Source organism: Mesorhizobium sp. WSM4842, assembly GCF_055901575.1.
On the sequence record NZ_CM148372.1, the window covers coordinates 3,839,410 to 3,863,177 of the forward strand.

19 protein-coding genes are annotated in these 23,768 nt (G+C 62.8%); 6 read left to right on the top strand and 13 right to left on the bottom strand.

Annotated elements, in window-relative coordinates:
- Window position 1 precedes the first annotated feature (1 nt).
- Genes AC0NIE_RS18600 through AC0NIE_RS18620 form a run of 5 tightly spaced genes read right to left on the bottom strand, consistent with a single transcriptional unit; the run spans window position 2 to window position 7,613 of the window.
- Complete coding sequence (locus tag AC0NIE_RS18600) at window positions 2-2,476, bottom strand: GcvT family protein (RefSeq protein ID WP_473486619.1); 2,475 nt, start codon at window positions 2,474-2,476, stop codon at window positions 2-4.
- Window positions 2,473-3,654 (bottom strand): pyridoxal phosphate-dependent aminotransferase, encoded by a 1,182-nt coding sequence (locus tag AC0NIE_RS18605; RefSeq protein WP_473486618.1) that lies wholly within the window; start codon window positions 3,652-3,654, stop codon window positions 2,473-2,475. Before AC0NIE_RS18605 ends, AC0NIE_RS18600 begins: the two co-directional genes overlap by 4 nt.
- The gene (locus AC0NIE_RS18610) at window positions 3,654-4,553 is read right to left on the bottom strand and encodes a homocysteine S-methyltransferase family protein (RefSeq protein ID WP_473486617.1); all 900 of its coding nucleotides are present in this window, start codon (window positions 4,551-4,553) and stop codon (window positions 3,654-3,656) included. Before AC0NIE_RS18610 ends, AC0NIE_RS18605 begins: the two co-directional genes overlap by 1 nt.
- A complete protein-coding gene (locus tag AC0NIE_RS18615; RefSeq protein WP_473486616.1) occupies window positions 4,550-7,003 on the bottom strand; it encodes a GcvT family protein in 2,454 nt (817 codons plus the stop codon). The genes AC0NIE_RS18610 and AC0NIE_RS18615 overlap by 4 nt, the downstream gene beginning before the upstream one ends.
- A 16-nt stretch (window positions 7,004-7,019) precedes the next feature.
- Window positions 7,020-7,613, bottom strand: coding sequence for a helix-turn-helix domain-containing protein (locus AC0NIE_RS18620; protein WP_473486615.1), 594 nt, complete (start codon window positions 7,611-7,613; stop codon window positions 7,020-7,022).
- Between the two features lie 296 nt (window positions 7,614-7,909).
- Here AC0NIE_RS18620 and AC0NIE_RS18625 point away from each other — a divergent pair, with 296 nt between their 5' ends.
- A complete protein-coding gene (locus AC0NIE_RS18625) occupies window positions 7,910-8,614 on the top strand; it encodes a nitroreductase (RefSeq protein ID WP_473486614.1) in 705 nt (234 codons plus the stop codon).
- Window positions 8,615-8,636: 22 nt separating this feature from the next.
- Here the strand turns inward: AC0NIE_RS18625 and AC0NIE_RS18630 are convergent, their stop codons facing one another.
- The 4 genes from AC0NIE_RS18630 to AC0NIE_RS18645 form a co-directional block, all read right to left on the bottom strand.
- Window positions 8,637-9,239, bottom strand: coding sequence for a sarcosine oxidase subunit gamma (locus AC0NIE_RS18630; protein WP_473486613.1), 603 nt, complete (start codon window positions 9,237-9,239; stop codon window positions 8,637-8,639).
- On the bottom strand, window positions 9,232-12,225 hold the full coding sequence (locus AC0NIE_RS18635; protein WP_473486612.1) for a sarcosine oxidase subunit alpha: 2,994 nt from the start codon (window positions 12,223-12,225) through the stop codon (window positions 9,232-9,234). The genes AC0NIE_RS18630 and AC0NIE_RS18635 overlap by 8 nt, the downstream gene beginning before the upstream one ends.
- Complete coding sequence (locus tag AC0NIE_RS18640; RefSeq protein WP_473486611.1) at window positions 12,222-12,518, bottom strand: sarcosine oxidase subunit delta; 297 nt, start codon at window positions 12,516-12,518, stop codon at window positions 12,222-12,224. Before AC0NIE_RS18640 ends, AC0NIE_RS18635 begins: the two co-directional genes overlap by 4 nt.
- A gap of 88 nt (window positions 12,519-12,606) precedes the next feature.
- A complete protein-coding gene (locus tag AC0NIE_RS18645; protein WP_473486610.1) occupies window positions 12,607-13,866 on the bottom strand; it encodes a sarcosine oxidase subunit beta in 1,260 nt (419 codons plus the stop codon).
- Window positions 13,867-14,084: 218 nt separating this feature from the next.
- Between AC0NIE_RS18645 and AC0NIE_RS18650 the strand changes: the two genes are divergently transcribed.
- The gene (locus AC0NIE_RS18650) at window positions 14,085-16,574 is read left to right on the top strand and encodes a mechanosensitive ion channel domain-containing protein (protein ID WP_473486609.1); all 2,490 of its coding nucleotides are present in this window, start codon (window positions 14,085-14,087) and stop codon (window positions 16,572-16,574) included.
- Window positions 16,575-16,613: 39 nt separating this feature from the next.
- On the opposite strand, the gene AC0NIE_RS18655 is transcribed toward AC0NIE_RS18650, so the two are convergent.
- Entirely contained in the window at window positions 16,614-17,045 is a 432-nt protein-coding gene (locus AC0NIE_RS18655) for a hypothetical protein (protein ID WP_473486608.1), read from the bottom strand.
- Between the two features lie 184 nt (window positions 17,046-17,229).
- Between AC0NIE_RS18655 and AC0NIE_RS18660 the strand changes: the two genes are divergently transcribed.
- The 4 genes from AC0NIE_RS18660 to AC0NIE_RS18675 all read left to right on the top strand — a co-directional run bounded on the left by AC0NIE_RS18660 (window position 17,230) and on the right by AC0NIE_RS18675 (window position 21,581).
- Entirely contained in the window at window positions 17,230-17,493 is a 264-nt protein-coding gene (locus tag AC0NIE_RS18660) for a hypothetical protein (RefSeq protein ID WP_023798910.1), read from the top strand.
- Window positions 17,494-17,619: 126 nt separating this feature from the next.
- Window positions 17,620-17,763, top strand: a complete 144-nt coding sequence (locus AC0NIE_RS18665; protein ID WP_473486607.1) for a hypothetical protein — start codon at window positions 17,620-17,622, stop codon at window positions 17,761-17,763.
- Window positions 17,764-18,042: 279 nt separating this feature from the next.
- Window positions 18,043-20,604, top strand: coding sequence for a GcvT family protein (locus AC0NIE_RS18670; protein WP_473486606.1), 2,562 nt, complete (start codon window positions 18,043-18,045; stop codon window positions 20,602-20,604).
- A gap of 128 nt (window positions 20,605-20,732) precedes the next feature.
- Window positions 20,733-21,581 (top strand): DUF1194 domain-containing protein, encoded by an 849-nt coding sequence (locus tag AC0NIE_RS18675; protein WP_473486605.1) that lies wholly within the window; start codon window positions 20,733-20,735, stop codon window positions 21,579-21,581.
- Window positions 21,582-21,633: 52 nt separating this feature from the next.
- Here AC0NIE_RS18675 and AC0NIE_RS18680 read toward each other — a convergent pair whose 3' ends face one another.
- The 3 genes from AC0NIE_RS18680 to AC0NIE_RS18690 all read right to left on the bottom strand — a co-directional run bounded on the left by AC0NIE_RS18680 (window position 21,634) and on the right by AC0NIE_RS18690 (window position 23,585).
- Window positions 21,634-22,635, bottom strand: coding sequence for a GlxA family transcriptional regulator (locus tag AC0NIE_RS18680; RefSeq protein WP_473486604.1), 1,002 nt, complete (start codon window positions 22,633-22,635; stop codon window positions 21,634-21,636).
- Window positions 22,636-22,928: 293 nt separating this feature from the next.
- Complete coding sequence (locus AC0NIE_RS18685; protein WP_163602974.1) at window positions 22,929-23,075, bottom strand: hypothetical protein; 147 nt, start codon at window positions 23,073-23,075, stop codon at window positions 22,929-22,931.
- 321 nt (window positions 23,076-23,396) lie between these two features.
- Window positions 23,397-23,585, bottom strand: a complete 189-nt coding sequence (locus tag AC0NIE_RS18690; RefSeq protein WP_077383673.1) for a hypothetical protein — start codon at window positions 23,583-23,585, stop codon at window positions 23,397-23,399.
- Window positions 23,586-23,768 lie beyond the last annotated feature (183 nt).

Here is a 23,768-nt window from a genome sequence, read left to right on the forward strand (position 1 = left end):
GCTACATCCGCACCCGTTCCGACTTCGGATCATACATCGGCTTCAGCGATGCCTCGGCGGCGAAGCGCTCGCCTGCGATTTCGATCGCGTAGGACGACGACAGCACATCCGCCTCACTCTCGCCTTGGCACGGCACGTAGCCTAGGCCGATAGCGCCGCCGATATGATGGCCGTAGTTGCCCGAGGTGACCGGGCCGACAATCTTGCCGTCGCGCAGGATCGCTTCGTTGTGGAAGAGCAGCGGTTGCGTGTCTTTCAGGCGGAACTGCACCAGCCGCCGGTTCAATCCGGTTTCCTTCTTCCTCAGCACGGCATCGCGGCCAAGAAAATCGCCCTTGGCGGTCTTCACTGCGAAGCCGAGGCCTGCCTCCAGCACATTGTCCTCGTCGGTGATGTCGTGGCCGAAATGCCGGAACGCCTTTTCGATGCGGCAGGAATCCAGCGTGTGCAGGCCGCAGAGTTTCAGGCCGACATCGGCGCCGGCCTCCTCGATCGCCTCGAACACGTGGGCTGCCTGATCGGTCGAGACATAAAGCTCCCAACCCAGTTCGCCGACATAGGTCACACGATGGGCACGGGCCAGCCCCATGCCGATTTCTATCTCCTGAAACGTTCCGAATGGATTGGTTTCGTTGGAGAAATCGTTCGGGCTCAGCTTTTGAATCAGCTTCCTCGCATCCGGACCCATCAGGCAGAGCACGGCTTCGGCAGCGGTCACATCAGTGATCACGACGAATTCATCGGAGAGGTGTTTTTTTAGCCACGCGAGATCGCGCTGCAGCGTCGCGCCGGGCACGACGAGGAAGAAGGCGGTTTCCGACAGGCGCGAGACGGTGAGGTCGCTCTCGATGCCGCCGCGCTGGTTGAGCATCTGGGTGTAGACGATCTTGCCCGGCGCCACGTCCATGTCATTGGCGCAAAGCTTTTGCAGGAAGGCGCAGGCATCGCGGCCCTCGACACGGATCTTGCCGAAGGAGGTCATGTCGAACAGCCCGACACCGTTCCGGACCGCCAGATGTTCGTCGCGCTGGTTGTCGAACCAGTTCTGCCGTTTCCAGGAATAGCGGTACTCGCGCTCCTGGCCGGGCCTAGCATACCAGTTGGCGCGCTCCCAGCCGGCGACTTCGCCGAACACCGCGCCGCGCGCCTTCAGATGTTCGTGCAGTGGCGAGCGCCTGATGTTCCGCGAGGTCGCCATCTGACGGTACGGGAAATGGTCGGCGTAGAGCAGGCCGAGCGTCTCGGAGACGCGCTCCTTCAGATAACGGCGGTTCTTCTGGAACGGCTGGACGCGGCGGATATCGACCTCCCACAGGTCGAAGGGTGCCTCGCCGTCGTTGATCCATTGCGCCAGGGCCATGCCGGCGCCACCGGAGGAGACGATGCCGATCGAATTGTAGCCGGTCGCCATCCAGTAGCCGGAAAGCTCCGGCGCCTCGCCAAGATAGTAGCGGTCGTCGGGGGTAAAACTCTCGGGACCGTTGAAGAAGGTGTGGATGCCGGCGCTGGCCAGCATCGGCATGCGGTTGACGCCCATTTCGAGGATCGGCTCGAAATGCCCGAAATCCTCGGGCAACTGGTCGAAGCAGAAATCTTCGCTTATGCCGTCCATGCCCCAGGGCTTGGCCACCGGCTCGAAGGCACCGAGCATCATCTTGCCGGCGTCTTCCTTGTAGTAGGCGCATTCGTCCGGCACGCGCAGCACCGGCAGGCGGGCCAGGCCGGGGATCGGTTCGGTGACGAGGTAAAAGTGCTCGCAGGCATGCAGCGGGATGGTGACGCCGTTCTGGCGCCCGAGCTCGCGCGCCCACATGCCTGCGCAATTGACGACGACATCGGCTTCGATCATGCCTTGCTCGTCGCCTTGCGTCCAGGAAACGCCGGTGACGCGATCATCCCTGGTATGGACTTTCGTGACCTTCACATTTTCCACGATCGTCGCACCGCGCTGACGCGCACCCTTGGCCAGCGCCATGGCGATATTGGCTGGGTCGCATTGGCCGTCGAGCGGTAGATGCACGGCGCCGACTACATCGGAAATGTTGAGATGCGGATACATCTCCTTGACTTCACCAGGCGAAATCTCGCGCACGTCGACATCGAAGGCGCGGGCGAGAGACGCCTGCCTATAAATCTCGTGCTTGCGCTCCTCGGTCAGCGCCACGGTGATCGAGCCGACCTGGCGCATGCCGGTGCCGACATCGGTCTCGGCTTCCAGCTTGACGTAGAGATCGGCCGAATATTTCGCCAGCCGCGTCATGTTCTGCGAGCCGCGCAACTGGCCGATCAGGCCGGCGGCGTGCCATGTCGTGCCCGATGTCAGCTGCTTTCGTTCGAGCAGCACGATGTCGGTCCAGCCGAGCTTGGCCAGATGGTAGGCGACCGAGCAGCCCGAGACACCGCCGCCGATGATGACGGCCCTTGCTTTCGTAGGGATGACTTTGGTCGGAATGGTTTTGGGGGGCAGGGCGCTCATGCAGCCTCACGGCGATAGCTGGAAGCAAAGCGGCGCAAGCGAGTGGCTGCTTCCAAAAGCACCGCCTCGGGCTGGCAGAGGCTGACGCGAATATGGCCGGCGGCCGCCTCGCCGAAGCTTGAGCCCGGCATCACGCCGACCTTTTTCTTGTCGAGGAGAGCCCAGGCGAATTTCTCGTCGTCCGGCTCGAGAGCCGAGATGTCGAGCATGACATACATGCCGCCTTCGGAGCCGCGCACGGTGACGTTGTTCATGCCGCGCATGGCATCGAGGACGATGGTGCGCCTTGCAGCATAGCGTTCGGCAATTTCCTTGACGCCGTGGCCGTTTTCCAGCGCCTCGGCGCAAGCGAGGCTGATGAAGGCCGGCAGGCCGTAGGTCGTCACCAGATTGAGGCTGGTCAGCAGCGAGATCATCTCTTCGGGCCCGGTCAGCCAGCCCATGCGCCAGCCGGTCATGCCGTGGCTCTTCGACATGGAATTGATGACCAGCGTGCGATCCGCCATGCCGGGCAACGAACGCGGCGAGATGTGCTCGCCACCGCCCAGCGTCCAATAGACCTCGTCCGACAGCAGCCAGAGGTCATATTCCCGGCAGATCTGCGCCAGCTCTTCAAGCCGCTGGCGCGAATAGACAGCACCCGTCGGGTTGTTCGGCGTGTTGATGAGGATGGCGCGCGTGTTCGGCCGAAGCGCCGCGCGAATGTCGGCTTCTCGCGGCTGAAAACCATCCTCGGCGGGCGTCTCGACCACCGTGAAATCGGCGCCCGCTGCACTGAACGTGTTGGGGTAGGTCGCGTAATAGGGCGCGACCACGATGGCATGGTCGCCCTGGTCGAGAACGGCCTGCACCGCCGCATACAGCGCTGCTTGTCCGCCTGGCGTGGCGATGACCTGATCGGAGTCGGTCACAATGCCGGTGCAGGCGGTCGAGGCGGCCGCCATTGCCTTGCGCAGGCGCGGAATGCCGGCAAGCGGGGTATAGTGGTGGTTGCTGGCGCGAACCGCGGTCACGCAGGCTTCGATCGTCTGCGCCGGCGTGTCGAAATCATGGTCGCCGACCGACAGCATGATGATGTCCTCGCCGGCCTGCTTGCGCGCCCAGGCGGCGGAATGAACCTCCCAGCCGTCCTTGCCGGAAGGCACGATGCCGGAAATGCGCGATGATGGTCTGGGCATTATGCTACTCCCGAAATTTCGTAGCCGGCCTGTTCGAGCCGGTCGCGCAGGGCGGCGATATGGGGCGGTCCGACTTCGCAGCAGCCGCCGACGATGTTGGCGCCGGCCTCGACCCAGCCGACCGCCTGGCCGGCATAGGCATCCGGATCGAGGTCGTGGCGGGCGTGCAGCACCTCCACGGTGCCGCCATGCTTGAGCGCCTCAATCGAGGTGAAGCCGTTGGCATAGGCGCCAACCGGACCGCCGAGGCCGATCAGTTCGGGCAGTGCTGCAGCAATCGCTTCGGGCCGGCAGCAATTGATCAGTCTAGCTGCGACCGGCAGCCCGTCGAGAGCGCTCGACGCAGCCGCTATGGCTTCGCCGCTGCGCAGGCGCGGCGTGCCGTGATCGGCAAGCGTCCACGACACCCACACCGGCTTGCCGCTTTCCGAAGCCGCGGTGACAGCGGCGCGCGCCTCCTCGGCCGACGCCATGGTCTCGCACAGGAACAGATCGACGCCGTCAGCCTGCTCGGCAACGATGCGGCGGTAGATGTCGAGCGTATCCTGGAAGGATATCGTCAGTGCCGGTGCGTAGCTGCCGAAAAGCGGCGACAGGCAGCCGGCGATTGCCGCGTCGCCGGCCTGGTCGCGAGCTTGCCTCGCAAGCTCGATGCCGCGCTTCTGCAGCGGCTTGAACAGCTCTTCCGCGCCCTCCCGCGCCAGCCGCTCGGGCGTCGCGGAATAGGTGTTGATGGTGATGACGCGGGCGCCGGCCCGGATGAACTCCGCATGCAGGTCGCGCACCAAGTCCGGTTCGTCGATCAGCACCCTGGCCGACCATAGCGGGGTGGGTTCGGAGCTGCTGCGGCGTACCAGTTCCTGGCCCATGCCGCCATCGGTGAGAATGACAGTCTTCACGCGCGCAACCTCTCGTTCTTTGGATCCCACAGCGGTTCGTCCTTCTGCACGATTGCCCTGAAGCGCTCGCCGAAGATTTCGACCTCGACCGCGGTTCCCGGCTCAGTAAGATCGGCGCGCAGCATGCCGAGCGCGATCGATTTGTCGATGCGATGACCCCAGCCGCCGGACGTCGTCTCGCCGACGATCCGGCCGTCATGCCACAGCGTCGACATGGTGGGCGCATCGCAGTCGTCGGGGTTTTCGACGACCAGCGTGACGAAACGCTTCTTGACGCCCTGCTGCTTCTCGTTCTGCAGTGCCGCCTTGCCGCGGAATTCCGGCTTGTCCCATTTCACGAAACGCTCCAACCCGCCCTGCAGGATCGAATAGTCGGTCGACAGGTCGCCTTTCCAGGCGCGGTAGCCTTTTTCGAGCCGCAGCGAATCCAGCGCGTACATGCCGAACGGCTTCAGGCCATGCTTCTGGCCAGCCGCCCAGACGGCGTCGAAGATGGCGGCGGTGTCGTCGACCTTGGTGTGGATTTCCCAGCCGAGTTCGCCGGCGAAGGACACACGCATAAGCCTTGCCCAACGGCCGGCGATTGTCGTCTCCTGGTGCGTCAGCCAAGGCAGAGCAAGGTCGGCGGCGCAGACATCGGCGAGGATTTTTCGCGCGTTGGGACCGGCGAGGACCTGCGTGGCATATACCTCCGTCCGATCGATCAGCTTGAAGGAAGCGTCCTTCGGCATGCGGGATTTCAGCCACTCGAAATCATGCCACTGCGCCACCGCGGCGGTGATCAGCGTCATCAAATTCTCGTCGTGCCGCACCACTGACATTTCGGTGACGATGCGGCCCTTGTCGTCGGCGAAATAAACGAGGCCGATGCGGCCCGGTTTCGGCACCAGCCCGGTAACCTGTTGGCTCAACCATTCGGCAGCACCCGGACCGTCGAGTTTGAAGCGGGAAAAACCAGGCAGATCCAAAATGCCGGCGGCGTCGCGCACGGCGAGGCATTCTTCGCGGATGCGGTGCTGCCAGGGCCCATCGCGGCGGAAGGTCAGCGTCGCGGCTTCCGAGACGTCGTCGCCGGCCTGCGCGTACCAGGTGGCGCGCTCCCAGCCATTATAGGCGTCGAAGCGGGCGCCGAGCGCCTTGATGCGATCGTGGATCGGCGACAGCTTGCGGTCGCGCCCAGCCGGCCAGGCATGACGCGGGAACTGGATGGCGTATTCGTTGCCGTAGATCTCCATGCCCTTGGCGACGCAGTAATCCGGGGCCGAGGCAAAGCTGGTGAAGCGGCGCGGATCGCAGGACCACATGTCCCATTCGGTCTGGCCCTCAGTCACCCATTCGGCCAGCACCTTGCCGGCGCCGCCGCCCTGGGCGATGCCGAAGGTGAACACGCAGGCTTCGAAGGCGTTCGGCACGCCGGGCATCGGCCCGATCAGCGGGTTGCCGTCCGGCGCGTAGGGGATCGGGCCGTTGATGACCTTGGACAGGCCGGCGGTGCCGAGGATCGGCACGCGGGCGACGGCATCGGCCAGATAGTCCTCCAGCCGGTCGAGATCGTCGGGAAACAGCTGGAACGAAAAATCATCGGGCATCGGGTCGTTATGGCCGACCCAATGCGCACGGCAATTGCGCTCATAGGGGCCGAGATTCATCCCGTTCTTTTCCTGGCGGAGATAGTAGGAGGTGTCGACGTCGCGCAGCAGCGGCAGTTTCTTGCCTTGCTCCTTCGACCATGCGGCCAATTCGGGGATTTCCTCGAACAGGATATATTGATGGCTCATCACCATCATCGGTACGTCGCGGCCGAACATCTTGCCGACTTCAGCCGCGCGGTAGCCGGCGGCGTTGACGACGATCTCGCAGCGGACCTCGCCCTGCGCGGTCTCGACCACCCACTCGTCCTTCTCGCGGCGCACGCCGATGACCGGACAGAAACGGATGATCGTCGCGCCCATGTCGCGAGCGCCCTTGGCCAGCGCCTGGGTCAGCTGCGCCGGGTCGATGTCGCCGTCGTTCGGATCGTAGAGCGCGCCCTTCAGCTCATGCGTTTCGATGAACGGGTAGCGGCGCTTGATCTCGTCGAGCCCGACCACGTCGATGTCCATGCCCTGATAGCGGCCCATGCCCTTGGCACGCTGGAACTCCTGCATGCGCTCGGCCGTATGGGCCAGCCTGAGCGAGCCGGTGACGTGATAGTTCATGGGATAGCCGACTTTGTCGGCCAGCCCACGATAAAGCTCGGTCGAATAGCGCTGCATGTTCATCAGCGACCATGACGAGGAGAAGGTCGGCACGTTGCCGGCCGCATGCCAGGTCGAGCCGGAGGTGAGCTCGTTCTTTTCCAAGAGCACGCAATCAGTCCAGCCCGCCTTGGCGAGATGGTAGAGCGAGGAGGCGCCGACGACACCGCCTCCGATGATCACCACACGTGCCGTGGTCGGCAAACCGGCCATATTCTTCTCCAAACCTTCAATAGACGGGTGGCGAAACCACCCAGATGACTACCGCCGGCTCCGCTCCAGGATTGCGCCAGCGGAACGGCTTGCCGTCGAAGCGAAAGGAGTCACCCTCACCAAGCCGGTGCCAGACGCCTGATATCTCGATGTCGAAGCTGCCGGAAGCGACATACCCGGCTTCCTCCGTCGGCCGGCGCGCCTCGGTCTTCAGTTCAGCACCCGGCGCGAAGACCGAACGCAGCATCTCGAAGCTACCGCCGAGATCGGGCGACAGAAGCTCCTCCACCAGGCCGGAATCGCTTGTACCAAGCGTGCGGCGGCTGCCGGCGCGCACGACCACGCCGCGCTCGTTCTCGACGGGCACGTCGTGGCTGAAGAACAGGCTGACCGGCACGCCGAACAATTCGGCGAAGGCTCTGAGATCGCTAAGCGATGGGATCGACAGACCGCGCTCGACCTGACTGACCCAGCCGACGGAGCGGCCGAGCTTCAGGCCAATCTCGGCAAGCGTCAGCCCGCGCGCCCGGCGCAGCGCCCTGATATCGCCGGCCAGCAGCCGTTCGCGGTTTTCCTGCTCCGATCTGATGGCGGTTGAGGGCAAAGCCATTTCTCTTGGTGAAAAGCCCTTTTGGTGAAAAATACGGGGCGAATTTCATGAGAAGTCAAGTTCGTGAAAAAATCAATAGCATTTTCATGAGGCCCCAAGATTTACTTGCGCCATTTTGACGGTTCAGGCAAAGGGCTCGGCTACGAACGGCGAGTTGAGGGGCGTCCGGTTGAGACCCACGATAGAGCGCCGCGCGTCCAATTGGACGCGCAAAGCACGCTCTATCATTTCTAGACTGCGCATGATCCTTTCCGGAAACCGATTCCGGTTTCCGGGATCCGCGCTAAGGACGGCCCATGCTGGAAAACAACACCCGAATTGCCAAGGATGCGGCGATCGTCGACGAGGCGATAACCTCGCGCCGTTCGGTGCGTGCCTTTCTGCCTGACATGGTCGATGACGAGACGATCCGCGCCATTCTCTCTGTTGCCGCGCGTGCACCTTCGGGCACCAACATGCAGCCCTGGCGGGTCTACGTCACCAAGGGCGAGGTCAAGCAGCGGATCACCGATGCTATCCTCAACTCCGGCATCCGCGCCGAAAAGGCTGAGTGGGACGAGTATCGTTACTATCCCGACCAGTTCTTCGAACCGTATCTCACGCGGCGGCGGGCCAACGGCTTCGGCCTCTACAGCGTGCTCGGCATCGGCCGACGCGAAGTGGACAGGATGCGCGCGCAGCACGACCGCAACTTTGTCTTCTTCGATGCGCCGATCGGCATCATCTTCACCGTCGACCGGCGGCTGAACAAGGGCTCGTGGATCGACTACGGCATGTTCCTGCAGAACATCATGGTGGCGGCACGGGGCAGGGGCCTGCACACCTGCCCGCAAGCCGCCTTTGCCCCTTATCACAAGCAGATCAGGCCGGTGCTCAACATTCCCGACGAGGAGATCGTCGTCTGCGGCATGGCGCTCGGCCATGAGGACACGTCCAAGCCCGAAAACGAGTTCCGCACTGACCGCGCGCCGCTGGAAGAGTGGGTGACGTTCGCCACGTGAGGTGACGATACGCCGTCTCGGTCTATTGTACCTCGTAGCCGACTTCCTCGCTGGCATGGCAGAGCGCCTTCCAGAACGAGCGCGCAAACGAGCGGAATACATAGATGTCGAACTGGTCGGCGCCGGTGCGCTGGATCTGGGCGAAGACGTCATGATGCATGGTCGAGCGGCCGGCACCGACCGGGAAGGCCGGCAGCGCGAAGTCGATGGCGAAGAATTTCGCCAGCACCCATTCGGCCTTCGGTCCGGCGATGCGGATCGCGGTGCGGCCATGCGACAGGTCGGTCATCGTGCCGATCGCCGGGGTGACGACATTGGCAAAGGCCGATGCCAGGCCTTCGGCCTCATCGACCACAGTGAATTTTCCCGGCGCAAAGCCGAACACCGACCTCACGCCGTCGGTGCTGCCGGCGCCGGCGCCATCGGGCAGAGCGAGGCCGGTAACAGTGCGGATACCTGATATCAACTCCTTCTCCTGGCCCGGCCAGGCAGCGAGCTGCAGGATCGTCCCCGGCCTGGTTTCGGAGAGGATGACATCGACGCCGTGTTCGAAATCGCCGTGCGAGCCGGTGCGCAGTTCCGGCTCAAGCGGTGCCAACTCAATCGGTGATTGGCGCTCAACCATGCATGCGGCTCCCGTCCGGATCAAAGAAGTGGTTGGAGACGATCTCGACCGGGCCGAACCGGTTGCGCAGGGGATCGGAGATATGGGCGCGCGTGCCGCGCCGTGCCTTGCCGTCCTTGACCAAAGCGAGCGCGATGTACTTGCCGAGCGCCGGCGAATAACAGCAAGCTGTGATGTGGCCGATGGAATCGTGCGGATTGGCTTCGTCAAGCGCCTCGACGATGTGCGCGCCGCCGTTGAGCGGCTGGTTGTCCAGCGAAACCAGGCCGACGAGTTCCAGACGGCCGGGCGCGATCAGGCCCTCGCGATCCATCATCGCCGAGCCGATGAAGGGCTTCTTCTTGGACAGCATCCAGTCGAGATGCAGGTCGCGTGCCGTGGTGCGGCCGTCGATCTCGGCGCCGGTGACGTGGCCTTTCTCGATGCGCATCGTGCCGAGCGCCTCAAGCCCGTAAGTCACCAGTCCGAACGGCTTGCCGGCTTCGATCAACGCTTCCCAGACATGGGTGCCGTAGCCGGCGCCGGAGTAAACTTCGAACGCCATTTCGCCGGAGAAGGAAAGCCGGCAGATCATCACCGGCACACCCGATATCTTGCCGTGCACGATGCCCATGAAAGGCAGTGCGGCATTGTCGACGGCAGTGCCGGTGACGCAAGCAGCAAGAATGGCTCGCGCCTTTGGCCCGCCGATCGCCGCACCCGCCCATTCGTCGGTCACCGAGGTGACGTGGACCTTCAGCTCCGGCCAGATGACGTCAAGGAAATACTCCAGATGCTGCATCACCTTGCCGGCATTGGCGGTGGTGGTGGTCATCAGGAAGTCCTGTTCGCCGATCCGCCACGTCGTGCCGTCGTCGAAGGCGAGGCCGTCCTCGCGCAGCATCAGCCCGTAGCGGGCCTTGCCGACGGCCAATGTCGAGAACATGTTGGTGTAAACCCTGTCGAGGAATTCCGCGGCGTCCGGGCCTTGCACGGCGATCTTGCCCAGTGTCGAGACGTCGACGATGCCGGCGCTCTCGCGCGTCGCCCTGGCTTCGCGCACATAGGCCTGCTCGATCGTCTCGCCTGAAAGCCCGTAGATCATCGGGCGATACCAGAGGCCGGCCGAATACATGGTTGCGCCATTGGCGACGTGCCAGTCATGCATCGGCGTCAGCCGCTCGGGCCTCAGGTCGCCGAACCGTTCGGCGGCCAGCGAGCCGATCGACACGGCCGAAAAGGGCGGACGAAAACGGGTCGTACCGACTTCGGGAATCGGCTTGCCCAACGCTTCGGCCATGATGGCTAGGCCGGGTATGTTGGAGCTCTTGCCCTGGTCGGTCGCCATGCCGAGCGTGGTGTAACGCTTCAGATGCTCGACCGAGATGAAGCCTTCGCGATGCGCAAGCCGTACATCCTCCGCGGTCACATCGTGCTGGAAATCGACAAAGCTTTTTCCATCGGCCCTGATCTCGAACACCGGCGCCGGATCGGGATCGCCAGGTGCGGCTTCGACGACCGGCAAGGCCGCTGGCGTACCCGTTCCACCCGCCGCGGATAGGCCGGCGGCGCGGCCTTCGGCGATTGCCTCGGCGGTGGAAAAGCTGCCGGTGAAGGCGCCGGCGCCAATCCACTGCTGTGTTGGCTTCGGTGGCAGGAAGGCCTGTCGGGCGGCATTCCATTCCGCCTTGGCGCCGGCCTGGCTGGCCAGATGGATGGTCGGCGACCAGCCGCCCGACATCAGCAGGCAGTCGGCTTGAATGCTGCGCGCCTCGCCGGCAAGCGCGCCGTTGACCATGTCGAAGCGCTGCACCTTGATGCCGGACAGCGCCTTGCCGCCTTCGGTGGCGACCACGGCGTGACCGGAAAGGATTTTGGCTTCCGCTTCATCGGCGAGCTCGCGCATCTCGCTCGAAAGCTCCGGCCGCACGTCGACGATGGCGACAATCGCCGCACCGGCCTTCTTCAGCGCCAGGGCGGAGCGATAGGCGCTGTCATTGTTGGTGAAGAGCGCGATCCTGTGGCCCGGCAGCACGCCGTACTCGTTGGCATAGCGCTCGGCGGCTTGGGCCAGCATCACGCCTGGCCGATCGTTGCCCGGAAACACCAGCGGCCGCTCGAAGGAGCCGGTGGCCAGGACCACCGACTTGGCGCGAATGATCCAGTAGCGATGGCGCGGTTCGCCCTTGCCGGGCCTCTCCTTGTGGTCGGTAACCCGTTCGAGCGCGGCGAGCACGTTGCCGTCGTAATAGCCCCAGACCGTGGTGCGCGGCAGCAGGCGGACATTGTCATAGGCTTCGAGCTGGCCAGCGGCTCGCGCTGCCCAGTCCGCCCCGGGCATCCCGTCGATCGTCTCGCCCGACCAGTTGGCCGAACCGCCGAAGCGCGGTTCGAGCTCGCTGAGGATGACGCGCGCGCCCTGATCGGCGGCTGCCCTGGCGGCCATCAGTCCGGCCGGACCGGAACCGACCACCAGCACATCGCAGAAGGCGTTCATGCGCTCATAACGTGCCGTGTCGGCAGCGGTCCCGGCGCGGCCGAGACCGGCGGCGCGACGGATGAAATGCTCGCAGAACATCCAGAAACGCGTGCTCTTCAGCGGGCCGATCGCGGGTCCCATGAAGGTCTTGTAATAGAAGCCGGCGGACAGAAGCCTGCCGCCGAGCTGGTTGGCGGCGCTGACATCCCAGGCCAGCGATGGAAAGCGGTTCTGGCTGACAGCGGTCAGCCCGTCATAGATCTCGACCATGGTCGCGGCGATGTTGGGCTCGCGAACCTCGTCCCGCAATACCGTCACCAGGGCGTTCGGCTCCTCGACGCCTGATGTCAGCACGCCGCGCGGGCGGTGATATTTGAACGAGCGCCCGAACAGGGTGACGCCGTTGGCCAGCAGCGCTGAGGCAAGCGTGTCGCCGGCATGGCCGGTGTAGGGCGTGCCGTCGAAGGTGAACCGGATGGTCCGCAGCCGGTCGATCCGGCCACCGGCATCGGTGCGGCGCGGGCTCATGTCTTGCCCTCCGCCTTGTGCCGAGCAGCTGACTTGTGGTCGCCGCGCGTGAAGGCGACGCTGGAGATCTCGTGCGTCAGCGTGTTGCGCACAACCCTGAGATGGGCGCGACAACCGCCGGAATGCTGCCAGATCTCGTTGTGGTCGCCCGCCGGGTTCAACCTGTCGTAGACATAGGCGTTCCAGGCATCGAGGTTCTGCGAGCCAGGCTGAGGGCGCTCGCGGTTGCCGTCACCCTGATAGGTGAATTCGATGACGTCGCGCGGGCCGCAATAGGGGCAGGTAATCAGCATGCGATTGTATCTTCTCGTTTGACCATGGTCTTGGCCGAAAACCGGTTTCCACTTTTTGCTACGCTGACCTTCGGTTCGGGATCATGGTCTAATGCAGCCGCGGCGTCGGGCCCTGGCCCTTGTCGTCGATCACCAGGCCCCGATGGAAGCGATCGAGCGTGAACGGCGCATTGATGTCGTGCGGTTCATCCTTGGCGATGGTCCAGGCAAAGCACCAGCCGGAGGCCGGCGTCGCCTTGAAGCCGCCGTAGCACCAGCCGCAGTTGAGATACATGCCCGGCAGCGGGCCGATGGTGATGATCGGCGAGCCGTCCATCGACATGTCGCAGACGCCGCCCCAGGAGCGCAGCATGCGAACGCGGGCGAGAGCCGGAAACAGCGCCAGCATCTCGCTCATCACCTCGTCGACAACAGGCAAACTGCCGCGCTGGGCGTAGCTGTTGTAGCCGTCGAGATCGCCGCCATAGACAAGGCCGCCCTTGTCCGACTGCGACATATAGAAATGGCCCATGCCGAAAGTCAGGACCGTGTTGATGAACGGCTTCAGCGATTCCGTCACGAAGGCCTGCAGCACATGGCTCTCGATCGGCATCGTATCGATGCCGGCGAGCCGCATGACTTGCCCGGTGCTGCCGGCCACCGCGACCGCCACCTTCCTGGCGCGGATCTCTCCGCGCGACGTCGAGACGCCTGATATGCGGTCGCCGTCGCGCAGGAAGCCGGTGACCTCGCAATTCTCGATGATGTCGACGCCGCGACGGTCGGCGCCGCGCGCATAGCCCCAGGCGACGGCATCGTGGCGGGCGGTGCCGGCGCGCCGCTGCATCAGGCCGCCGACGATTGGGAAGCGCGCCGTGGCGGAGACGTCCAGCGCCGGCACCAGGCGTGCGATCTCGGCCGTGGTCATCAGTTCGGCGTCGACGCCGAGATGGCGCATGGCGTTGCCGCGGCGGGCAAAATCGTCGAGCTGGGCAGGCGTGTGCGCGAGGTTGAGGCAGCCGCGCTGCGAGAACATGACGTTGTAGTTGAGGTCGTGCGAGAGGTTCTCCCACAGCTTCATCGAATGTTCGTAGAAGCGCGTGTTGGCCGGCAGCAGATAGTTGGAGCGCACGGCCGTCGTGTTGCGGCCGACATTGCCGGAGCCGAGCCAGCCCTTTTCCAGCACCGCGACATTGGTGATGCCGTGCTCCTTGGCCAGATAATAGGCGGTCGACAGGCCATGGCCGCCGCCGCCGATGACGATCACGTCATAGGACGCCTTCGGGTCCGGCTTGCGCCAGGCCGGTTTCCAGTCCTTGTTGCCGGTCAGCGCGTTTTTGAGAAGCGAGAAGGCCGAATATTCCGCCATTCTTTTTGTTATCCGTTCTGGCTTTTTGTCATCCGTTTTGGGCGATGCGGCACACTATAGAGCAGGCCGCTGCCGCAAAGCCAATATTGCGCCATCGCTTTTCGACCGGCCGACGCCGAGATCGACGAGCAGAGCGGGACGGCTTGCTCCCTGGTATGAGCGTCTTTATCAAGGACGAGCTTTAGAACGCCTTGCCGCCTGTGAGTCGCCAAACGATCATGCTTTTCCGACTGCTCCGCTTCGTTCTGGTCCTGGCGATCGTTGCCTCGGCGCCGCTGTCGCTTGATGCGGTGGCGCAGGGGCTTGACCAGGCTGCCTCCGGGGTGGTCGCCGACCAGCAGAAAATCCTGCAGGACCTGACGACGAGGACCGACAATCTCGAAAAGAAGATCCAGGAGGACGGTGACGACGACGCCAGCCTTGTCGATATCCGCCTGCAGCTCGAGGAAATGTCGCGAGGTGCGCTGAACAGCGCGCTTGCCTTCCGCCCGCGCCTTTCGGAGATCAACGCGAGGCTCGATCAGATCGGGGCGCCTCCGGCCGCGGGCCAGCCGCCAGAACCCGACATCGTGACCAGCGAACGCCAGGCGCTGGCGTCCGAAAAGGCCGAGATCAATGCTGTCATCGCCGCGGCGCAAAACCTGTCGATCCGCATCAGCGGCCTCATCGCCAAGATCGCCAATATGCGCAGCGAGCTGTTTCGCAATCTGCTCACCAAGCGCTACGTGCTGTCCGACGCTCTGAGCCCTGAGGTCATTTCCGATGCGAACGGTGAATTTACCGGCTTCTACAAGGCGGTGTCATCGTGGCTGACCTTCGCCTTCAAGTTCAAGTTCCAGGCCGTGCTGGCCGCGACCTTGACGGCACTTTCCCTGGCGGCGGTACTTTTTGTCGGTGGGCGGCGCCTGTTCGGGCGTGTCTTCGAAGCTGACCCTTCCGTCGAAGATCCCTCCTATCTCAGCCGGCTGTCGGTGGCGTTCTGGTCGACATTGCTGCCGACGCTGGCGGTTGGCGTCTTTCTGGTCTCGACGGTGTTCTTTTTCAACTACTACAACGTGTTGCGCGGCGACATTGGCGTTTTCCTGAATGCGCTGGTTTCGGTCATCGCGGTGGTGTTCTGCGTCAACCGGCTGACCAATGCGGCGCTGGAACCGCGGCTGCCGAACTGGCGGCTGATACCCGTTGAATCGGGTCCGGCCCGCTGGCTGGTGCGGCTGACGACCGCCATGGCGGTGGTGATCGGCGTCAACAATTTCCTGTCGGTCGTCAACGACAAGATGGGCTCGCCGCTGTCGCTGACCATCGCCAGAAGTTTTGTCGGCACCATTATCGTCGGCGTCATCCTGATCCTGATGGGGCTGCTGAAACCGTTCAAGGCCGCCGACGGAAGCTGGCGTCCCTGGCCGGCGTGGCTGCGCTACACCGCTGTCGCGCTCGGCCTTTTCACCATTGCCACGGCGCTGCTCGGCTATATCGGCCTTGCCATTTTCGTCTCGCTGCAGGTCGTGGTCACCGGAACCATTCTGGTCACCGCCTATATTGGCTTCCTGTCGGCGCGGGCGATCAGCGAGGAAGGCGGCTTTGCCAACACGTCGATCGGGCGCTGGCTATCGACCAATTCCAGTTACGAGGAGTCCGCGCTCGACCAGCTCGGCCTGGTCGTCAGCGTCGCCATCAACCTGATGATCGTGCTGGTGTTCCTGCCGCTGATCCTGTTGATGTGGGGCTTCCAGCCCGGCGACATCGAGGCCTGGGCCTACAAGCTGGCGACGGGCCTCACCATCGGCTCGGTGACGATCTCGGTGACCGGCATCCTGACCGGCATCGTTGTCTTCATCATCGGCTATTTCCTGACGCGCTGGTTCCAGGGCTGGCTCGATGGCTCGGTGATGGCGCGCGGCAAAGTCGATACCGGCGTGCGAAACTCAATCCGGCTGGCGGTCGGCTATGCGGGCGTGGCGCTCGCAGCGCTCGTCGGCGTGTCGGCGGCGGGCATCGATCTCTCCAACCTGGCGCTTGTCGCGGGCGCCCTGTCACTCGGTATCGGCTTTGGCCTGCAAAATGTCGTCTCCAACTTCGTCTCCGGTCTGATCCTTTTGGCCGAGCGGCCGTTCAAGGTCGGCGACTGGATCGTCGCCGGTGAGATCAGCGGCACGGTCAAGAAGATCAGCGTGCGCGCTACCGAGATCGAGACGTTCCAGCGCCAGTCGGTGATCCTGCCCAATTCAAACCTGATCAACAATGCCGTCGGCAATTGGACGCACCGCAACAAGCTCGGGCGCATAGACATCAAGGTCGGCGTCGCCTACGGCAGCGACGTCAAGCAGGCCCATGCTGTGCTGTTGGAGATTGCGCGCGGCCATCCGCTGGTGCTGAAAAATCCGGAACCCTTCGTGCTGTTCACCAATTTCGGGCCGGCCGCTCTCGAATTCGAAATCCGTGTGTTCCTGGCCGACGTGATGAACGGCAACATCGTACAGAACGATATCCGGTTTGCCGTCCTCGATGAGTTCGCCGACCAGCATATCGAAATTCCATCGGCGCCGCGCGCCGTCGTCGAGGCCAAGAAGCATGAGGCATGGCCGATCGATGACGATCAGATCGAGGCCGAATTCGCCGAGCAGGAACGCGCGGCGGCTGAAGCTGTGGCCGAGACGAAACGCCTGGCTAGATCCGGGCGCAAGACCCGCAAGCCGGATCCCGATTGAAGGCTGAGATCCAAGCAAAAGCGTGGATGGCGGATCACCCTAGAAGTTTATGTGCTCGAGTTGATCTGACGGATAGGTTCTTGAGAGGTGATGCCGGTTCTGCTCGTCAGTGTATCCGAGGAGCTTTCCCGATAGCCATTCCAACTGCGGGCACCAGGCGCCGCGGTGTAGAAGCTCGAGAAGCAGCGAAAAGGCTTCCACTCTCCATGCTTCGCCCTCGCGGGCGTAGAAATAATAGTCGATGTTGAGCCGGGTTCCTCCCGGTCCTTTTGCTTCGAAAGTTCGGAGATGCTCGGACAGCGTTCCATTTGCAACATGGGTGGCGAAGTCCTGATTGGCCAATGCATCGGATTTTTCAAAGCCGTCCACGCGCTCGTGGGCGAACATCGCTAAGGGCTTGGCCCCAGCAAGCATCATCTCCAGTTCACGATTGGTGTGCGGCGGGTATGGATAAGGCTTTTTGCCATTCATCTATTTCAATTCCCAACACTGCTGTGGAACGACACGGCGCTTCGGCTGAACGTTCCGAAAACCAATTGCGGCATGAATGCGGCATTCAGTTGCTGTTCAGCTTGCATCTCATATAAGCTCACATGCAAAGGGCGAGAATGCCTTGCGAAATGCAACAGAGGCGGTGGAAACACCGATATTGCAAATGTGGAAGTCTCTCGTCGCCGCCATTGCTTTTCTTGCCGTGGGCGGTTCAGCCTTCGCCGCCAGCGCGACCAACAAGGACGCCGAGACCCGCACACTCGTCGTGACCGAAGGCGGTGGCAAGACGGAGCTGGCGCTGGCCGCCGGCGAAACCGCGGAATTCTGCCCGACCGGCTGTTTCGTTACCATGCCGAATGGCGACCTCGAGGCGCTGACCGGTTCGGAAACGATCGAAATCTCAGGCGGCGTCGCCCGTATCAAGTAACGCATAATCAAACGACGACTTGTCTTTCGAAGGCCGGGCAGTTGCCCGGCCTTTTATGGTTTCGGATCATCGAAACTTAACGATTCCCGCTCCGCCGGCGTCCTGTTTACGGCATTGGTGCTCGGGGTGCTGGCCCACGACACCCGCATCTACTTTCCCAATCTGATCCCACCGTTCCTGCTGCTCGCCGGTCCCTTCAAGGCGCTGTGGGCGAGCATCAAAGGGCGTCGCCCCGCAGTGTTGCACGTCGTTCCAAAAAATGGATCATGAGTTCCGCCTCCAGCCTGGCGCGCATCATTTTCCCTTGAAGCAGCTGATCTCTCAACACCAGTGCCACGCGTCCTTTTGGACGCGCACAGGACGCCGTAGAGTTTTTTCTGCGCATAATCCCAGTGGAAATCGGTTCCGATTTTTCGGGTTATGCGCCGGGGTCGCGCCGCACCTGCAGCGTGTCGCAAACAGGCGGTAGCACGATGGCCGTCGCCTGCATATTGTGCGCCGATCAAGCGGGTGCGGGCGCCCGCAGCAGCACTTTTGGAGTCGCGGGCAATGGCAGGGTTTCCGGAAAAGGCGAAGGTCGTCATCGTCGGGCTGGGCGGCATTGTCGGTGCATCGGTCGCCCACCACCTGATCGAGCGCGGATGGGACGACATCGTCGGCATCGACAAATCGGGCATCCCGACCGATATCGGCTCGACGGCGCACGCCTCCGACTTCTGCTACACGACCAGCCATGATTTCCTGTCCTGCTGGACGACGCTCTACTCCATCGATTTCTACGAAAAGATGGGCCATTACGCCCGCATCGGTGGCCTTGAGGTCGCCCGCGTCGGCGACGATGATCGCATGGAGGAGATCAAGCGCAAGATCGCCTCGGCAAAGGCTTTCGGCACGCGTGCCCGCCTGATCGAACCGGCCGAGATCAAGCAGAAGTTCCCGCTGATCGAAGAAGAGATGGTGCAGGGCGGCCTCTGGGATCCCGATGCCGGTCTCGTCATCCCGCGCTCGCAAACGGTCGCCGGCAAGCTGGTCGACCAGGCGGAAGCCTCCGGCAAACTCAAATCCTTCGCCAACACACCGGCCAGGTCGCTTATCGTCGAGAACGGTCGCATCAAGGGCGTGGTGACCGATCGCGGCACCATCGAAGCCGACTATGTGATTGTTTGCGCGGGTATCTGGGGCCGGTTGATCGCGGAAATGGTGGGCGAGGACCTGCCGGTGATGCCGATCGACCATCCGCTCACCTTCTTCGGGCCGTACACCGAGTTCGCCGGCACCGGCAAGGAGATCGGCTGGCCGCTGCTGCGCGACCAAGGCAACTCGGCTTACATGCGCGACACCGGCGATCCCAAGACCGCCGAAGGCGGGCAGATCGAGTGGGGCTACTACGAAGAGACCAATCCGCGCCTTTGCCATCCGCGCGACCTTCTGGAGAAGGACCAGGCCCGTCTTTCGCCCTCGCAGCGCGACCTCGACATGGAACAGATCCTCGCCCCGCTCGAGCGGGCCATGGAACTGACGCCGATCCTGGGCGAACTGGGCTACAATGAGAGCCATTCCTTCAACGGGCTTCTGCAGGTGACGGCAGACGGCGGCCCCTCCATGGGCGAGAGCCAGAAGGTGCGGGGCCTCTGGTATGCCGTCGCGATCTGGGTCAAGGACGGCCCCGGCATGGGCAAGCTCATCGCCGACTGGATGACGGACGGCCGGACGTCGATTGACCATCATGCCATCGACTATTCGCGCTTCTATCCGCACCAGACGCAAGAGCAGTTCATCTGGGACCGCTGCACCGAAACGGCGATGAAGGTCTACAATCCGGCGGTGCATCCGCGCGAGCCCTTCTCCAAGGCCCGCGACGTGCGCCGCTCGCCTTTCTGGGAGCGCGAGAAGGAACTCGGCGGCTATTTCATGGAGCTCGGCGGCTGGGAGCGCGCCCATGGCTATGCCGCCAACGAGCACCTGCTCGAAAAATACGGCAACCGGGTGCCGGTACGCGAAAACGAGTGGGACAACCGCCATTTCTGGCGCGTCTCCAACGCCGAGCATCTCGCAATGAGCGAGGATTGCGGCATCGTCAACCTGTCGCACTTCGCGATGTACGATGTGGAGGGTCCGGATCATGTCGCGCTGATGGAGTGGCTGTGCGCGGCCAAGATCGGCGGCGACGGCAATATCGGCAAAGGCATCTACACCCATTTCCTCGACGATCACGGCATGGTGCGCGCTGACCTGACGGTCATCCGCATGGCCGACCGCTGCCGGGTCATCGACGGCGCAGATGCCGGCCCGCGCGACTTCCAGTACATGCGGCGGACGGCAGAAGACAAAGGGTTCGACGTCACCGTCACCGACGTGACCGAAAAATACGTGACCATCGGCATCTGGGGTCCGAACGCGCGCTCGACTTTGCAGAAGGTCGTCGAGGACCCGGATGGCCTGACGCCGGAGAACTTTGCCTTTGCGGCAATCAAGCCTGTCAGGATCGCCGGAAAGGACGTGACCGCTTTCCGCATCTCCTATGTCGGCGAGCAGGGCTGGGAACTGCATATGCGATACGAAGACGGGCTGGCCGTATGGGACGCGTTGCGTTCGACCGGCGTAATGGCCTTTGGCGTCGAGACCTATGCCAACAGCCGCCGCATGGAGAAGAGCCTGCGCCTGCAGAATGCCGACCTTCTGACCGAGTACAATCTGCTGGAGGCCGATCTTGCCCGCCCGAAGGTGAAGGAGGCTGATTTCAGCGGCAAGGCAAAGCATCTGGAATATCGCGCCCGCGCGCATCAGCCGGCCATGCTTTGCACGCTTGTCATGACGGATAATATCGATTCCAGGGGCGTTGCCCGTCATCCCGTCGGCACGATGCCGGTGATGGACCCGCAAACGGGTGAGACGCTGGTCGACGAACTCGGCCGCCGGTCTTTCACAACCTCGATCGCCTACGGCCCGACCATCGGCAAGAACATTGCGCTCGCCTATCTGCCCTGGGCGTATTGCCAGGAGGGCCGCAAGCTGACTGTCGAATATTTCGGCGAGAAATACCCGGTCGAAGTGGCCGCCGTCGGCTACAGACCGCTCTACGATCCGGAGAACCTCAATCCACGCAGCTAAGCGTTGACTGTCTACGGGTCCTCCCGCAGGAGGGTAAGGGGCGGGTTCGCAAAAACGTGAACGCAAAGACTTAGCCCGGCGCCGGGCTTTTCGCTTTATGACACGACGATTCTCGCTTACCTTACCGCATGTCTGCTTTTCCCCACGCAAGACATCTCCTCTCTGCTACGGCCGCGCTTGCGCTGGTGCCTTGGCTGACGCCGGAATCCCGCGCCGCCGAGCCTGTCGACATCGAGCTGGTTCTAGCCGTCGACGTTTCGCTTTCGATGTCGCCGGCCGAACTCGAAATCCAGCGTCGCGGCTATGTCGCGGCGCTGACGCACGACACGGTCTTGCAGGCCATCGCCGATGGCGCCTATGGCAAGATTGCCGTCACCTATGTCGAATGGGCCGGCACGACCTGGCAGCATGTCATCGTGCCGTGGACGGTAATCGCCAATCGTGCCGACGCGGAGCGGGTGGTCGAGCAACTCTCCGCCCATATGCCCAACAGCGCCCGGCGCACCTCGATTTCCGGTGCCTTGCAATTCGGCAGCGATCTCTTCGCCGAAAGCGGCTTTCAAGGCGTCAAGCGCGTCATCGACATTTCGGGCGATGGCCCCAACAATCAAGGTGCTCCCGTCGACATCACCCGTGACGGGCTGGTCAAGCAAGGCATCACCATCAATGGCCTGCCGCTGATGACCCGGAGCGGCTTCACCAGCGTCTACGACGTCAACTATCTCGACCGCTACTACACCGACTGCGTCATCGGTGGGCCCGGCGCGTTCATGATCCCGGTCAATGAGTGGACGCAGTTTCCCGAAGCGATCCGCCGCAAGCTGGTGCTCGAGCTTGCCGGGCCTGACTCACCGCGATGGGCGGCGGAAGAAGCGGCGCATCTGCCGGTCGTGCTGGCGCAAGACAAGCCGGCCACCGACTGCCTGGTCGGCGAGAAAATGTGGCGCGACCGAAGCTGGATGTTCGACAGTCGCTAGAGTATCGGACCCTCTAGACTTGGCGAGCACTCCTCGCCGGGAGGCATGGCGTCTACGCGACCAGCAACTGCTTGCGATCGACGCGCTCCTGCTGCGGCGAGCGCGCATAGAGCTCGCGGTAGCATTTGGAGAAATGCGAGGCGGAGACGAAGCCGCAGGCGACCGCCACTTCGACCACCGGCATCGATGACTGGATCAGCAAGTGCCGGGCCCGGTCGAGGCGGATTTCCAGATAATAGCGGGCAGGGGATCGTCCCATCTCGGTGCGGAACAGGCGCTCGATCTGCCGGCGCGACAGGTCGACGTGATCGGCGATCTCGATCAGCGACAGCGGCTCGGACAGGTTTGCCTCCATCAATTCTATGATGGTCAGCACCTTGGAGTTCTGTACGCCAAGGCGTGCGCGCAGCGGCAGGCGCTGGCGATCGGTCGGGCTGCGTACGCGGTCAGTCAAAACCTGCTCGCAGACCCGGTTGACGAGGTTGTCGTCGAAATCGTCGCCGATCAGCTTCAGCATCATATCGAGCGCCGCGGTGCCGCCGGCGCAGGTATAGATGTTCTGGTCGATCTCGAAGAGGTCGGCAAAGACATTGGCCTTCGGGAACGCCTCGGAAAAGCCCGGCAGGTTTTCCCAATGAATGGCGCAGCGCTTGTTGGACAACAGGCCGGCGGAAGCCAGTATATGCGCGCCAGTGCACAGGCCGCCGATGGCGACGCCGCGGTTGTATTCCTCGCGCAGCCAGGCAAAGGCCGATCTGTTCTGGTAGCGCTCGACATTGATGCCGCTGCAGACGACCGCCATGTTCGGCCGTTCGGGGCCGGACATCTTCTTGCGTTCGTCCTCCAGCGAGGTGTTGACGGCGCATTCGACGCCGTTCGAGGCTCGCACCGGCTTGCCGTCGATGCTGGCGAGCCGCCAGCGGTAGGCCTCGTAGCCGAGCATCCGGTTGGCCGAGCGCAACGGATCGAGCGCCGTCGCAAATGCGATCATGGTGAAATCGGGGACCAGGAAGAATACAAACGATCGCCTGACCGGATGATTTACGACGTTCACAGGGTAGCCCTCACGCTGCAATGGCGCGAACAGGATGTCGCGATCAGCATAGCGACATCAGGAAAAACCTTTCCTGTCAATTGGCTAGGCGGCGACGGAAAGACTTTATTTGCGACACGGGTCGCAAATGGGCAATCGCTATACGTTGACGGTCCCAACATGCCGCCCGATTGAGCAAAATATGCGGCATGTGGTCGGCACATGACAAAAAAACGCCGCCTCGGCAAAACCGAAGCGGCGCTGTGATCAACTTCGAAGCAGCAGCAGGGAGCGCCGCTTGCGAGCTTGTCAGATCAGGCGACGAAGCCGAGGCGCGCGGCGGCCACGGCGCCGGTCTGGCCAGGCATGGTGTTGGCAAGGCGCTGGCGCTCGAGCGCGGTCGTCAGGTTCATTTCACGGCGAGAAAAAAGGCGGGCAAAAAGCTTCATCATCATCTCCATTCGGTTGCTCAGACGGGTCGCCTTCGCTTGATGGAGTGGGGCAGCTCGTTGGCTGGCGCTGATATAGGCTTACGTGAGGGGAAACTAAATCGCAAAAGCGAACCACTTGATATGAAAAGCGACACGGAATGTGACAAATTTTGGCAACTGGCAAGATTTGTGATTATTTATAGGGCGTTAGCTCGAAATATGGGCTGCTATGCAGCCTGTTCATATGCGCCATGCGGCGGTGACATGGCTCCAAAAAACATTTGATTACAAATAAAAAGGCCTGCCGGACATGATCTGCGCGGCAGGCCTTCAGCTTTGACTACACACGATCTATTTTGCTCCACCAGCCCAGGATCCAACGCCATGGCGAGTGCCGGTCTTGGTGTCGGCGGCTTCGGGCCAGCCGATATCCTTCTGCAGTTCGATCGGCAGAGAGCGGATGGCGCGTTCGGTCTGGTAGCGGGCGCGAGCCGCGCTGAATTCGGTCGCGATGCGGCCGATGGATGACAGGATGGACATTTTCATTCTCCTTTACGTTGAGCCGGGAGTTTGCCGGTCGCTCCGCACACGAAGCGCTACTTCAGGTTTGTTTCAGCTTCATTTCGTGTCGATTGCAGATCCGTGTCATGGGCCGTTTCAAGGCACTTTCGATACGTCTGCCTTCGATGGAGTTGACTATCCTCCCAAAGTGATGTTCAATCA